We start from the raw sequence: 13,213 nt of genomic DNA, 5'->3' as shown, positions 1-13,213 counted from the left end.
CTGTCGAACGTCTCGCCGTCCGGCGGTCGTGGCAGCGGTGCTATTGTTCTCGATCTGAACCTTCCCTTTGGCATCGTACCGAATTCCGTCGCTTCACGGTAGATTTCATCGCGACAACAGCACCCTGTGCGCTGAATTGCAGGAAACGGGTGGTCGCGCCGTTCGACGATTGCCTATGTCTTGGCTCCCCATTCAAGGAGATCATTCATGGGAATGCTAAAAGACAAGGTTGCTATCGTCACGGGCGCGTCATCTGGGATTGGCCGTGCAGCGGCAATGTTGTTTGGCGCCGAGGGCGCTGCAATTATCCTGAACGCCAGAGGTAGGCCGGGATTAGAAGAGGTAGCCGATGCAATTCGCGCCCGAGGCGGAAGAGCGCATGTCGTGGCCGGTGATGTAAGCCTGCCAGAAACGCACGACGAGCTTGTTGCTGATGCAATCAGATTATTTGGTGGTCTGGATATAGCCTTCAACAATGCGGCAGTGGTCGGACCAATAAGGCCGCTTGTGGAGGTTGCTCTATCGGAGTGGCAGGAGACACTTGCGACAAACCTGACGTCAGCCTTCCTGGCAAGCCGTAGCCAAATCCCTGCCATGCTGGAGCGAGGCAGCGGCGCGATCATATTCACGTCCAGCTTTGTCGGGACCAGTGTCGGTCTTCCAGGTATGGGGGTTTATGCCGCGGCAAAGGCCGGACTGATGGGACTCGTGAAAGCAATCACGGCAGATTATGCCAGTAAAGGCATAAGGGCGAATGCGCTTATGCCCGGTGGTGTCGATACTGCTATGGCTGGCGATGAGGCTCAAAAGGAGTGGGCTGCGGGTCTGCATGCTATGAAGCGAATTGCGCAGCCTGAAGAACTCGCTCAAGCGGCATTGTTCCTTGCCAGTCCTATGTCGAGCTTTGTTGCCGGTTCTGCCTTGTTCGCAGACGGTGGAAACTCCGCCGTGAAGTAGCGGCAAACTATCATTGCGCCCGTCACTGGCGGCGCCGTTCGGTTGTTCAACCGGATGGCGCTTTCGCACGAGGATACTCGTTAAAACGCGCAGGAAAATTGGAGCGTCAACGAAACGACAATCGCCAGCTGTGTTCTGATCACGCCTTGAAGGGGTTCCATGGAGGAAGACCGCCGATCCGCCAAGCTCCACCTACCCCTTAACCCGCACCATCTCCGCATCATACAATGGCTTCAATGACACCCGGCAGGGCACCCGCACCCGCGCCACATCGAGCTTATACGTCCCCGACAGCACGAACTCCTCGCTCACCCCATCCGCGTTGCGCACATAGCCGTAGCCGATCGGCTTGCCGATCGTGTAGCCGAAGCCGCCGCTGGAGAGCCAGCCGACGCGCTTGCCGTCGCGGTAGATCGTCTCGCGGCCGAGCAGCACGACATCCGGATCATCGGGCACGAAGCAGGCAAGCATCTTCTTCACGCCCGACGCCAGCTGCCGCTCGATTGCCTCGCGGCCGCGAAACGGCGTGGTCTTACGCGTCTTCACCGCCCAGCCGAGCCCGGCCTCGATGGGCGTATGATCCGGCCCGATATCGGACCCCCAGGCGCGATATCCCTTCTCCAGCCGGCAGCTCTCGATCGCCCGGTAGCCGGCGTTGACGAGCTGAAACGCCGCGCCCGCCGCCATCAGGGCATCGTAGACTGTGGTGGCATATTCGACGGGGACATGCAGTTCGTAGCCGAGTTCGCCGACATAGGTGATCCGCAGCGCCCGAACCGGGCAGCCTGATATGCCGATCGTCTTGACCCGGCCGAACGGGAAGGCGGCGTTGGAGACATCGCTTGACGTCACCGCCTCCAGCACGGAACGCGCATTCGGCCCCATCAGCGCCAGCACCGAGTAGGCCGATGTCACATCGACCAGTTCGGCATGCATATCGCCGGGAATATTGCGGGCGATCCAGTCGAAGTCATGGGTGGCAAAGCCGGTGCCGGTAACGACGTAATACTCGTCCTCGGCGATGCGGGCGCAGGTGACATCGCACTCGATGCCGCCCTTGTCGTTCAGCATCTGGGTGTAGACGAGCGACCCCACCGGCCGCGCCACATCGTTGGCGGCGATCCACGACAGCGCCGCCTCCGCGTCGCGCCCCTTCAGCGTGAACTTGGCAAACGACGTCTGGTCGAAGATCACCGCCGCCTCGCGCACCGCCTTGTGCTCGCGCCCGACGGCGTCGAACCAGTTCTGCCTGTTGTAGCTGTAGACGTCCTTCGGCTCCTCGTTGGCGAAGAGGTCGGCAAACCAGTTCGGCCGTTCCCAGCCGAGCTTTTCGCCGAAGCAGGCGCCCTGCGCCTTCAGCCGGTCGTAGAGCGGCGATTTGCGGCAGGGGCGGCCGCTGGCATATTCCTCGAACGGGAAAGCCAGCGTGTAGTGCTTGCCATAGGCCTCCAGCGTGCGGGTGCGCACCCAGTCGGTGTCAAAATGCGGGCGGCCGAAGCGGCGGATATCGACCGGCCAGAGGTCGTAGGGCGGCTCCCCCTTGGAGACCCATTCCGCCAGCGCCATTCCGGCACCGCCGGCCGAGGCGATGCCGAAGGCGTTGAAGCCGGCGCCGACGAAGAAGTTCGAAAGCTCCGGCGCCTCGCCGAGAATGAAGTTGCCATCGGGCGTAAAGCTCTCCGGCCCGTTCAGCAGCTGCTTGACCCCGACATTCTCCAGCGCCGGCACGCGGCCGAGCGCCTGTTCCATGATCTGCTCGAAGTGGTCGAAATTGCTGTCGAGCAGGCTGTAGTGGAAGCCGTCGGGAATGCCGGATTTCGCCCAGGCAATCGGGTTCGGCTCGTAGCCGCCCATGACGATGCCGCCGACCTCTTCCTTGTAATAGGTCAATCGGTCGGGATCGCGCAGCGTCGGCAGGTTGGACGGTACGCCGAAGGATTCGGTGATGATGTATTGATGCTCGACCGACACCAGCGGCACGTTGACGCCGAAGCGCGCCGCAAAGGCCCGGGTCCATTGCCCGGCGCAGACGACCACGCGCTCGCACTCGATCCGGCCATGCTCGGTGATCACGGCCCGAATACGCCCCTTGTCGATCTCCAGGTCGATCACCTCGGTATCCTCGAAGATCGAAACGCCCGCCATCCGCGCACCCCTTGCCAGCGCCTGGGTGATGTCGGAAGGGTTGGCCTGGCCGTCGGTCGGCAGGAACGCCGCGCCGACCAGATCATCGATCGTCATCAGCGGCCAGAGATCGAAGGCCTCCTGCGGTGTCAGCAGCTGCATGTCGAGGCCGAAGGATTGCGCCGTCGTCGCCTGCCGCTTCACCTCCGTCCAGCGTTCCTCGTTGCAGGCAAGCCGCAAGCCCCCGTTCATCTTCCAGCCGGTCCCAAGCCCGGTCTCGGCCTCCAGCCTCTTGTAGAGATCGACGGAGTAGCCGAGCAGCTGGGTGATGTTGGCACTGCTCCGCAGCTGGCCGACGAGGCCGGCGGCATGGAACGTCGTGCCTGACGTCAGCTTCTTGCGCTCCAGCAGCACGGTGTCGGTCCAGCCGAGCTTGCCGAGATGGTAGGCCGTCGAGCAGCCGATGATACCGCCGCCGATGACCACGGCCTTGGCGGTCCTGGGCAATTCCTTCGTCATATGATCAGTCCTGTTCGAATTCCGTATAGGCGCGCTCGAAACGCGCCCGGTTCTCGGCGGTGTAGCCGGCATAGTCGAAGTCGATGGTCGAATGGATTTCCGACACCATGCTCCAGAGCATCTCGCGCAGCAGCGAGGCGCATTTCATCGCCCGGTAGCGCCGCCACAGATCCGGCGTCAGTGACTTGAGGTAGTAGGTCTCGAGCATCGTCTGCTCGGTGTCCTCGGAAAATGCGTTGTTGGAAGCCAGACCGCCGAGATCGAACAGCGGCGTGTTGAAGCCGGCATAGTCCCAGTCGATCAGCCACAACCGCTTGCCATCGTCGAGAAAGTTCGCGGCCAGCATGTCGTTATGGCCGAAGGCGATCTCGAACGGCCCGCCGGCCGCTTCCAGCCGCTCGGCCTTCTCGAGCAGATCCGCAAACAGCGGCCGGTAGGGGCTGCCCGCCGCTTCAAGACTGGCGATGTAGTCGCGGATCACATGAAACACCCAGAATATCGTCGCCGCCCCGCGAAATTCGCGGGCGATATCGTGATGACAGGCACGCACCATCGGAATGACGCGCTCGAGAGTTTTGGGCTGACGCAGGTCATCCGGTGTAAGCGCCCTGGCGTCGATATAGTCGAGCACCAGCACGCCAGGCGTATGATGGATCACGGCAGGCGAGAGCCCGGCCGCGTGCGCGGCCCGGCTGGCGGCCAGTTCGTTCTGCCTGTTGATGTGGTGAACGGGAATGTCCTCGCCCAGCCGGACGACGCGGCGGACGCTGCCGTCGCGCACCAGATAGTTCCGGTTGGTGATGCCGCCGGTGATCGCGGATATGTCGATCGGACCCTGCCATATGCCAAGCGCATGAATCCGGTCTTCAGGCGTCACGCTTTTCCCCCTCGCGGCCTATCCTATTGGAAACATGGCCAGAGCAGGATCGGCTGTCAAGCGCTCTAGATGGATGCGCCTGACGCGTCGAAGATGTGACAGCGGGCCGGGTCGAACGAGACCTTCACATTGGCCCCGCGCTCCACCTTCTGCTGCCCGTCGAGCGCGACGGTCAGCTGCTGCTTATCCGGCGTCGTCGTGTAGAGCATCGTCGCCCCGCCGAGGTTTTCCACGAGATCGACATTGACGGTCGACAGTCCGATGCCGCTGTTATCCAGCACCGAAAGATGCTCCGGACGAATGCCGAAGGTCGCGCTCTCGCCGGCCTTGGCGTTCACCCGGCGCGGCAGCCGCACGGCATTGCCGCAGACATTGATCGTCGTCTCGGCGGCGCCAACCTGCTCGATCTTGCCCTGCAAAAAGTTCATCTTCGGGCTGCCGATGAAGCCGGCGACGAAGCGGTTGACCGGATTGTTGTAGAGGTCGAGCGGCGCTCCGATCTGCTCGATGCGCCCGGCGTTCAGGACCACGATCTTGTCGGCCATGGTCATCGCCTCCACCTGGTCATGGGTGACGTAGATCATCGTGTTGCCGAGGCTGCGGTGCAGCCGGGAAATCTCCACCCGCATCTGCACCCGAAGCTCCGCGTCGAGGTTCGACAGCGGCTCGTCGAACAGGAAGATGCGCGGTTCGCGGACGATGGCGCGGCCGATCGCGACGCGCTGCCGCTGCCCGCCGGAGAGCGCCTTCGGCTTGCGCTCCAGCAGCTTTTCGATCTGCAGGATCTCGGCTGCCCGCTTCACCTTCGGCTGGATCTCCGCCTTCTTGAAGCCGGCTGTCTCCAGCCCGAAGGCGAGGTTCTTGTAGACGGACATGTGCGGGTAGAGCGCGTAGGACTGGAACACCATGGCGATGCCGCGCTTGGCCGGCGCCACCTCGTTCATCCGCTCGTTGTCGAGCATCAGCGCCCCGCCGGTGATTTCCTCCAGCCCGGCGATCATCCTAAGCAGCGTGGACTTGCCGCAGCCGGACGGGCCGACGAACACCACGAACTCGCCGGGCTCGATTTTCAGGTCGATGCCGTGAATGACGTCAAGCGCGCCATAGCGTTTCTCGACCTTCTGAAGAACGACGCTCGTTGCCATCTTCTTGAATTCCTCTCTGGTCCGTTATTGCGTTTTTGCACGCCAGTCGGCGTATTTCGGGCTGTCGGCGCCGATCGGCAGCTGGATATCCTGGCCGCTGTCGGACGATTGATAGATGGCGGTCACCAGTTCCAGCGCCCGCCGCGCATCCTGTGTGGTGACGGGCAGCGGGCCGTGGCCGCTGAGATAGGCGTGGAAATGTTCCATCTGCGTGGTGAAGCGCGGCGCCACAGGCTGCCAGTTGCCGATCACCGCATCGATCTTTTTCTGTACATCGTCATTGGCGGCGAGGATTGTCCAGGGGTCCTTGCCCGGCGAATAGGCCTGGTGATTGCTCTCGAAGGTGACGTTTTCGAAATGCAGCCGGATGCGGCTGATTTCCTGCTGTGAGCCCAGCGTGCAGGACAGCGACACGAAGGCGCCGTTCTCCATCAGCAGGCTCGCCGAGGCACAGTCCTCGACCTCGATGGCGTTGACCCGGGTGGCGACGCGGCCGAACACGCGCGACGCCGGCCCCATCAGGTGCAGCAACATGTCGTGCAGGTGCAGCGCATGCGTCACCAGCACCCCGCCGAGTTCCGTCGCCCACTTGCCGCGCCACGGCACCGCGTAATAATCAGGCGTGCGCAGCCAGAACGTCTCGACCGAGCCCATGTATGGCTTGCCGGCGATCCCCGCCTCGATGATCCGCTTTGCCTTCTCGATCCCGTCGCCATAGCGATACTGGAAGATCGGCATCAGCACGCCCTTGGCGGTCTTTTCCGTGGCCATGATCGCGTCGACCCCTGCCAGGGACCCTGTCAGCGGCTTCTCGCAGATCACATGCTTGCCCGCGGCAAGCGCCGCCACCACCTGCTCCAGGTGGATGCCCGGCGGCGTGCAGATATCGACAATGTCGATGCTGTCATCGGCAAGCACCTCTGCAAACGACGTGGTGCGCTTCTCGATGCCAAACTCGTCACCGATCTGCGCCAGCCGCTCCTCGTTCAGGTCGCAGAGTGTGGTGACCTTGAACTTGTCCGGATGCGGCAGGTAGCCTTCGACGATATGGGAGCGGCCGATGCCGCAGCCGATGATCGCAACAGTCTTGATGCTCATGTCATGTGTCTCTTTGGGGTCCCGGTCACAGCCATCAGCGCTTCATGCCCGTCGTGGCGATGCCGTCGATCAGCAGCCGCTGGAAGAACAGGAAGAACAGAAACACCGGCACCAGCGTCAGCGTCGACATCGCAAACAGCCCGCCCCAATCGGATGCGCTGGTCGAATCGACGAAGGTGCGCAGGCCGAGCTGGATCGTGTAGGTGTTCATGTCGTTGAGGTAGATCAGCGGACCGAAGAAATCGTCCCAGGTCCAGATGAACGAGAAGATCGCAGCCGTTGCCAGCACCGGCAGCGACAGCGGCAGCATGATCTTCCAGTAGATCCGCCAGGCGCTGCAGCCGTCCATCATCGCCGCCTCGTCAAGTTCGCGCGGAATGCCGCGGAAGAACTGCACCATCAGGAAGATGAAGAAGGCATCGCTGGCGAGAAACTTCGGAACCACGAGCGGCAGGATGGTGTTGACCCAGCCAAGGTTGAGGAACAGCACATATTGCGGGATCAGCGTCACGTGATAGGGGATCATCAGCGTGCCGAGCATGATCGCGAACCAGAAGTTCCGGCCGGCAAAGCGCAGCCGCGCGAAGGAATAGGCAGCCAGCGAACAGGCAACGACATTGCCGATCACCGTCAGCACCGAAATGACAAGCGAGTTCCAGAAGAACCGCCCGAAGGTGATGTCGAGCCCGACCCAGCCGCGCACGTAGGATGAGAAATCGATCGACGACGGGATGAGCGAGGTCGAGGAGAAGATCTCGTTCTCCGGCCGCACCGATGCCGAAACCATCCAGAGCAGCGGATAGAGCATCAGCAGCGAGGCAAGCATCATCAGCGCGTGGATGACGACGGAGGCCGGCCGGCTGCGCTTGGTGATATCGGATGGCGGCGCCGAAACGGCGGTGGTGATCCCGTTAGTCATCGTAATGCACCCAGTAACGTGAGGACAGGAACGAGAAGGCGGTGAACACGGCGATGATCAGCACCAGTATCCAGGCGAGCGCCGAGGCGTAGCCCATGCGGAAATTCCCGAAAGCCTCCTGATAGAGATAGAGCGTGTAGAACAGCGTCGAATTGATCGGCCCGCCCGTCCCACCGGAGATGATGAAGGCGGGCGTAAACGCCTTGAAGGCATCGATCGTCTGCACCACCGCGTTGAAGAAAATGACAGGAGTCAGCAGCGGCAGGGTGATCTTGTAGAACTGCCGGAACTTCGAGGCCCCGTCGAGACTGGCTGCCTCGTACATGTCGGTCGGGATCTGTCGCAGGCCGGCGAGGAAAATGATCATCGGCGAGCCGAACTGCCAGACGCTCAATGCCACAAGCGTGTAGATCGAATAGCTCGGATGCGAGATCCAGCTCGGGCCCTGAATGCCGATCTGCGCCAGCGCCGCATTGACCAGCCCGTCGCCGGCAAACAGCTGGCGCCACAGCACGGCGATGGCCACGCTGCCGCCGAGAAGCGACGGAAGATAGAAGATGGCGCGGTAGACAGGCAGGCCACGCACGCCCTTGTTGAGCGCCATCGCCACCAGCAGCGCGAAGGTCAGCTTGAATGGGACTGAGAGAACGACATAGGTCAGCGTCACCTTCATCGCGGCTGCGAATTTCGCGTCGGCCGTGGTGATGCGCACATAGTTTGCCATGCCCACCCATTCGGGTGAGCGGATCATGTCGAAATCCGTAAACGACAGGTAGAGCGAGATCAGCGCCGGCCCGAGCGTCAGCCCGAAGAAGCCGATAAGCCAGGGCAGCAGGAAGAGATAGCCGGGTGCATTGGCAGCCCAGAGGCGCTTGAAGCGCCCCTCGGCCACCACGCCCGCGCCGCTCCGGACTGTGTCCGGAGCCGTCGTGTGCATCGCATTGCTCATCCGCATCAGCCTCGTGCGAGGAGCCGGGTGATTTCATCGACGATCTGCTTGCCACCATCGGCAGGCGTAAGCTGGCCGAAGGCCACCTGCTCGGAAGCGGTACGCAGCACAATTTGGCCTTCGCCGGCGCCGGATGGCGGTGGCGGCGGCAGCTTGCCGGCGAGATCGCCAAGACCGGAAACATAGTCGAGCGGAATCTTGCCCGTGGCGTCGAGCTTGGCAGCCACGACATCGCGCATCGCCTTCGATTCCGGAATGCCGCGCTCGACGTCGAGGGCGACGGCTGCATCCGGATTGGTCACGAAGAAGTTCACATAATCGACTGCCTGTTCCAGCGATTTCGACTGGGCCGAGACCGAGAAGAACATCGACGGCTTGCGATAATGCCCGCCCTTCGAATCCGACTTGATCAGCGGGTAGTTGGTCAGCGCCAGCTTGTCCTTGCTGACAGCCTGGAAGCCGACAAACTGATTGCTGTGCGCGTAATCGGCGGCAGCCTTGCCGAGCGTCAGCGGCGCGGTGTCGATCGTGTCCTTGTAGAGCGCCTGCACGTCGGGCGGCACGCAGGCGCCGGCTTCCCGGAACTTGCTCCACATGTCGAGCCATTCCGATGCATCCTCGGCAGCGAAGGCGATCTTCGAATCGGCCGTGTAAAGTGCCTTGCCCCGCTGGCGCAGATAGTTCTCGAATAGCGGCTCGTTGCCGGAGCCGTCTGCAAATCCGAAGAAGCCCTTGCGCTTTCCGGCCTTGCTCATCTCGGCGCCGATCTTGCCGAATTCTTCCCATGTGGTCGTGCGCGTCGGCAGGTCGATGCCGGCTTCCTCGAAGGCCGTGGTGTTCAGCACCGTCGAGGCGGCATTGGCCCCGAGACTGACGCCGTAGAAGTGGCCATCAACGCTGCCGCCCTCGATCTGTGCCGGGTCGAAATCCCCGAGACTGAGCTTGGCCGGCATGTAGGATTCCAGCGGTGCCAGGGCTCCGCGGCGCGCATATTCGACGATATAGCGGTAATCCATCTGGATCACGTCGGGCGCATTGCGACCGGCAACCTGGGTTGCGAGCCGCGGCCAGTAATCGCCCCAGCCAAGGAACTCGCCGGTGATCGAAGTCCCGGCATTCTTCGCCTGGTAAAGCTGCGACACCTTGTTGGTGCGTTCGGCGCGCGGTTGCGAGCCCCACCATAGAAGTCGCAGGCGGGAATCCGCGGCAAAAGCCTTGGAACCCAGTGCCGACATCGAAAGAAGCGTGGCCCCTCCCGCAACGAAATTGCGTCTGCTCACACGGAATGTCATCTGTTTTTCCTCCTCCCTTGGGGAGCGCCTCCACACGCTCCTTGCTGGTTTCTCTTGCAACAAATAACCAATTGGTTACAAGTTATGGACAAGCGCTGAACCTGTCAAGCGTGATGTTGGCAGTGCCCGCCGGGTTCGGTTTTTACAATTTGTTCATAAACAACTATGAGCGGGTGGGGTTACGGGGAAAGGTAGCAGGCGGATGGACGGCAGCGGGGAAAAGAAGACAATCAAGCGGCGTCCGGCCGAGCGCGTGTTGCAGCGCGATCCCGAGCGGACGCGCGCCGCCATTCTCGAGGCCGCGACCAAAGAGTTTGCCGAAAACGGCATGGGCGGAGCCCGTGTCGATGCCATTGCCGAGCGTGCCGGCACCAACAAGCGCATGCTCTACCACTACTTCGGCGACAAGGAGCAGCTCTACCTGCATGTCCTCGAAGAGGCCTATGTCGGCATCCGCACTGCCGAGCGCGAACTGCATATCGGCGACCGCAGTCCGGAGGAGGGGATTGCCGAACTGGCGCTGTTCACCTGGCGCTATTTCCTCAAGCACCCGGAATTCCTCAGCCTGCTCGGCACCGAAAACCTTCACCGCGCCCGCTGGCTGCGCCAGTCGGTCCGGCTGAAGGAACTGCATTCGCATCTGATCATCGAGCTGACACAGGTACTCGATCGCGGCAGGGCGTCAGGCGTCTTCATCGAAACCGCCGATCCGCTGAACGTCTATCTGACGATCGCATCGCTTGGATATTTCTACATTTCCAACCAGTACACGCTCTCGACCATCTTCGGCCGCGACCTTGCCGATACGGCCAATCTCGACGCTTGGGAGCGTCATATCGTTCACGTCACGCTCTCTTCGATCAAGGCCTGATTTCCGAAATTTGATCTCGGCTATTGACAGCGACGCTTTTCGTCTGTCATCAAGTAACCGTTTAGTTACCGGCCGGGAGGAGCCGCTCACTTGAGTGCGTCCGGCCTCGCAAGACATTTGCAGGGAGAGAAACATGGCTCGTCTAGGGATAATTCTGCACGGCGTAACCGGCCGCATGGGCTACAATCAGCACCTCGTCCGCTCGATTCTGGCGATCCGCGATCAGGGCGGTTTGACGCTGAAATCAGGAGAAAAGCTGGAGATCGACCCGATCATCGTCGGCCGCAACGCCGCCAAGATGGAAGAGCTGGCGAACAAGCATTCGATCAAGCGCTGGTCCACCGATCTCGATGCCGCACTCGCCAATCCCGACGATCACATCTTCTTCGACGCCGGCACCACGTTGATGCGCGCCGAGCTGCTGTCGCGCGCACTTGATGCTGGCAAGCACGTCTATTGCGAAAAGCCGATTTCCGACGACCTGCAGGTGGCGGTCGATCTCGCCCGCAAGGCGCGCGCCTCAGGCCTCAAGCATGGCGTCGTCCAGGACAAGCTGTTCCTGCCCGGCTTGCGCAAGCTGGCGCTGCTGCGCGACTCCGGCTTCTTCGGCAAGATATTATCGGTGCGCGGCGAATTCGGCTACTGGGTGTTCGAGGGCGACTGGGGCGTGCCGGCCCAGCGCCCGTCTTGGAACTACCGCAAGGCCGATGGCGGCGGCATCATCCTCGATATGCTGTGCCACTGGCGCTACGTGCTCGACAACCTGTTCGGCGAGGTCAAATCCGTCTCCTGCCTCGGCGCAACCCATATCGGCACCCGCGTCGATGAACAGGGCAAGCCTTACAATTGCGATACCGATGATGCGGCCTACGCCACCTTCGAGCTCGAAGGCGGTGCCATCGCCCATATCAACTCCTCCTGGGCGGTGCGCGTCCGCCGCGACGATCTCGTCACCTTCCAGGTCGATGGCACCCACGGCTCCGCCGTTGCCGGCCTGACCAAATGCTGGACCCAGCACCGCGTCAACACCCCGAAGCCGGTGTGGAACCCCGACCAACCGCAGACCATCGACTTCTACAAGACCTGGGACGAAGTGCCGGATACCCAGTCCTTCGACAATGGCTTCAAGGTGCAATGGGAGATGTTCCTGCGCTACGTCGCCGAAGATGCGCCTTGGCCATACGGCATGGAAGCCGGCGCCAAGGGCGTGCAACTGGCCGAACTCGGCCTGAAATCCTGGGCCGAACGCCGCTGGCTCGATGTGCCCCGGCTGGAGTTCTGAGCGATGACCACGATCAACCTACCCCTCGATGGTAAGATCGCCCCCTATACGCTGACCGGCACGCCGATCGCGGTGGTCAAACGCCAGCCGAAAGACTTCTCGCGCATCGCCTATGCCGCCGCCCACGTCGTGGCCGATCCGTTCGCCGACAACGATCCGTGGCTGACGCCGGCGATCGACTGGGACCGCACACTCGCCTTCCGCCATAGGCTATGGGATCTCGGCCTCGGCGTTGCTGAAGCCATGGACACCGCCCAGCGCGGCATGGGCCTCGGCTGGCCGGAAGCGCAGCAGCTGATCAAGCGGGCGCTTGCCGAAGCCGCCAGCCGCAGCGACGCGTTGATCGCCTGCGGCGCCGGCACCGATCACTTGGCACCAGGCCCCGACGTCACGATCGACACCATCATCCGGGCCTACGAGGAGCAGATCGAGACGATCGAGGCCTCGGGCGGCCGGATCATCCTGATGGCAAGCCGGGCGCTGGCCGCAGCCGCCAAAAGTCCTGATGACTACGTCAGGGTCTACGATCGTATCCTCCGACAGGTAAGGGAGCCGGTGGTCATCCACTGGCTCGGCGAGATGTTCGATCCCGCCTTGGAAGGTTATTGGGGCAATGCCGATCACATCGCCGCCATGGCCACCTGCCTTGAGGTGATCGAGGCGAACGCCGCCAAGGTCGATGGCATCAAGGTCTCGCTGCTGTCGAAGGAGAAGGAGATCACCATGCGCCGGCAATTGCCTGCCAGCGTGCGCATGTACACCGGTGATGACTTCAACTACGCCGAATTGATAGCCGGCGATGAAAAGGGCCATTCCGACGCGCTGCTCGGCATTTTCGATGCCATTGCGCCGGCCGCCTCCGCTGCCCTCGAGGCGCTCGGCCACGACAGGAACGGCGAGTTCTTCGAGCTGCTGGAGCCGACCGTGCCGCTCTCCCGGCACATCTTCAAGGCCCCGACTCGCTTCTACAAGACCGGCATCGTCTTCCTCGCCTATCTCAACGGCCTGCAGGACCACTTCACCATGATCGGCGGCCAGCAATCGACGCGGTCGCTGTCGCACCTGGCCGAACTCTTCCGCCTCGCCGACAAGGCCCGCGTGCTCGATGATCCCGATCTGGCGGTAACCCGCATGAAACGGGTGCTCGCCGTGCACGGCGTTGCCTGACGATCAAGGGAGG

11 protein-coding genes are annotated in these 13,213 nt (G+C 62.3%); 4 read left to right on the top strand and 7 right to left on the bottom strand.

The features are described 5' to 3' along the window. Positions 1–207: 207 nt before the first annotated feature. Positions 208–957, top strand: a complete 750-nt coding sequence (locus GVL52_RS21505; protein WP_160010913.1) for an SDR family oxidoreductase — start codon at positions 208–210, stop codon at positions 955–957. A gap of 192 nt (positions 958–1,149) precedes the next feature. On the opposite strand, the gene GVL52_RS21500 is transcribed toward GVL52_RS21505, so the two are convergent. The 7 genes from GVL52_RS21500 to GVL52_RS21470 form a co-directional block, all read right to left on the bottom strand. Then, complete coding sequence (locus GVL52_RS21500) at positions 1,150–3,600, bottom strand: FAD-dependent oxidoreductase (RefSeq protein WP_160010911.1); 2,451 nt, start codon at positions 3,598–3,600, stop codon at positions 1,150–1,152. 4 nt (positions 3,601–3,604) lie between these two features. After that, positions 3,605–4,477 (bottom strand): phosphotransferase, encoded by an 873-nt coding sequence (locus GVL52_RS21495; RefSeq protein ID WP_160010909.1) that lies wholly within the window; start codon positions 4,475–4,477, stop codon positions 3,605–3,607. A 65-nt stretch (positions 4,478–4,542) separates the two neighbouring features. Then, positions 4,543–5,622, bottom strand: coding sequence for an ABC transporter ATP-binding protein (locus tag GVL52_RS21490; RefSeq protein WP_160010907.1), 1,080 nt, complete (start codon positions 5,620–5,622; stop codon positions 4,543–4,545). A gap of 24 nt (positions 5,623–5,646) precedes the next feature. Further along, the gene (locus GVL52_RS21485; protein ID WP_160010905.1) at positions 5,647–6,720 is read right to left on the bottom strand and encodes a Gfo/Idh/MocA family protein; all 1,074 of its coding nucleotides are present in this window, start codon (positions 6,718–6,720) and stop codon (positions 5,647–5,649) included. Between the two features lie 34 nt (positions 6,721–6,754). Beyond that, positions 6,755–7,639 (bottom strand): carbohydrate ABC transporter permease, encoded by an 885-nt coding sequence (locus tag GVL52_RS21480; protein ID WP_160010903.1) that lies wholly within the window; start codon positions 7,637–7,639, stop codon positions 6,755–6,757. Next, positions 7,632–8,588 (bottom strand): carbohydrate ABC transporter permease, encoded by a 957-nt coding sequence (locus GVL52_RS21475; RefSeq protein ID WP_160010901.1) that lies wholly within the window; start codon positions 8,586–8,588, stop codon positions 7,632–7,634. Before GVL52_RS21475 ends, GVL52_RS21480 begins: the two co-directional genes overlap by 8 nt. Before the next feature lie 5 nt (positions 8,589–8,593). Then, positions 8,594–9,880 carry an ABC transporter substrate-binding protein gene (locus GVL52_RS21470; RefSeq protein ID WP_160010899.1) on the bottom strand — a complete coding sequence of 429 codons (1,287 nt, stop codon included), beginning with the start codon at positions 9,878–9,880 and terminating at the stop codon, positions 8,594–8,596. 202 nt (positions 9,881–10,082) lie between these two features. Here GVL52_RS21470 and GVL52_RS21465 point away from each other — a divergent pair, with 202 nt between their 5' ends. The 3 genes from GVL52_RS21465 (at position 10,083) to GVL52_RS21455 (ending at position 13,200) form a co-directional block, all read left to right on the top strand. Further along, entirely contained in the window at positions 10,083–10,751 is a 669-nt protein-coding gene (locus tag GVL52_RS21465) for a TetR/AcrR family transcriptional regulator (RefSeq protein WP_160010897.1), read from the top strand. 133 nt (positions 10,752–10,884) lie between these two features. Then, complete coding sequence (locus GVL52_RS21460; protein WP_160010895.1) at positions 10,885–12,033, top strand: Gfo/Idh/MocA family protein; 1,149 nt, start codon at positions 10,885–10,887, stop codon at positions 12,031–12,033. 3 nt (positions 12,034–12,036) lie between these two features. Further along, positions 12,037–13,200 (top strand): dihydrodipicolinate synthase family protein, encoded by a 1,164-nt coding sequence (locus GVL52_RS21455; protein ID WP_160010894.1) that lies wholly within the window; start codon positions 12,037–12,039, stop codon positions 13,198–13,200. Positions 13,201–13,213 lie beyond the last annotated feature (13 nt).

Origin of the sequence: Rhizobium sp. 18055 (genome assembly GCF_902706285.1) — a bacterium.
Taxonomy (GTDB): Bacteria; Pseudomonadota; Alphaproteobacteria; order Rhizobiales; family Rhizobiaceae; genus Rhizobium.
This window is presented reverse-complemented; position numbering and strand designations above follow the sequence as displayed.

Bases quoted from the DNA above. Each gene is read 5' to 3' on its own strand.
- GVL52_RS21505 (WP_160010913.1), top strand. From the start codon at position 208: ATGGGAATGCTAAAAGACAAGGTTGCTATCGTCACGGGCGCGTCATCT.
- GVL52_RS21500 (WP_160010911.1), bottom strand. From the start codon at position 3,600: ATGACGAAGGAATTGCCCAGGACCGCCAAGGCCGTGGTCATCGGCGGC.
- GVL52_RS21490 (WP_160010907.1), bottom strand. From the start codon at position 5,622: ATGGCAACGAGCGTCGTTCTTCAGAAGGTCGAGAAACGCTATGGCGCG.
- GVL52_RS21485 (WP_160010905.1), bottom strand. From the start codon at position 6,720: ATGAGCATCAAGACTGTTGCGATCATCGGCTGCGGCATCGGCCGCTCC.
- GVL52_RS21480 (WP_160010903.1), bottom strand. From the start codon at position 7,639: ATGACTAACGGGATCACCACCGCCGTTTCGGCGCCGCCATCCGATATC.
- GVL52_RS21475 (WP_160010901.1), bottom strand. From the start codon at position 8,588: ATGAGCAATGCGATGCACACGACGGCTCCGGACACAGTCCGGAGCGGC.
- GVL52_RS21470 (WP_160010899.1), bottom strand. From the start codon at position 9,880: ATGACATTCCGTGTGAGCAGACGCAATTTCGTTGCGGGAGGGGCCACG.
- GVL52_RS21465 (WP_160010897.1), top strand. From the start codon at position 10,083: ATGGACGGCAGCGGGGAAAAGAAGACAATCAAGCGGCGTCCGGCCGAG.
- GVL52_RS21460 (WP_160010895.1), top strand. From the start codon at position 10,885: ATGGCTCGTCTAGGGATAATTCTGCACGGCGTAACCGGCCGCATGGGC.
- GVL52_RS21455 (WP_160010894.1), top strand. From the start codon at position 12,037: ATGACCACGATCAACCTACCCCTCGATGGTAAGATCGCCCCCTATACG.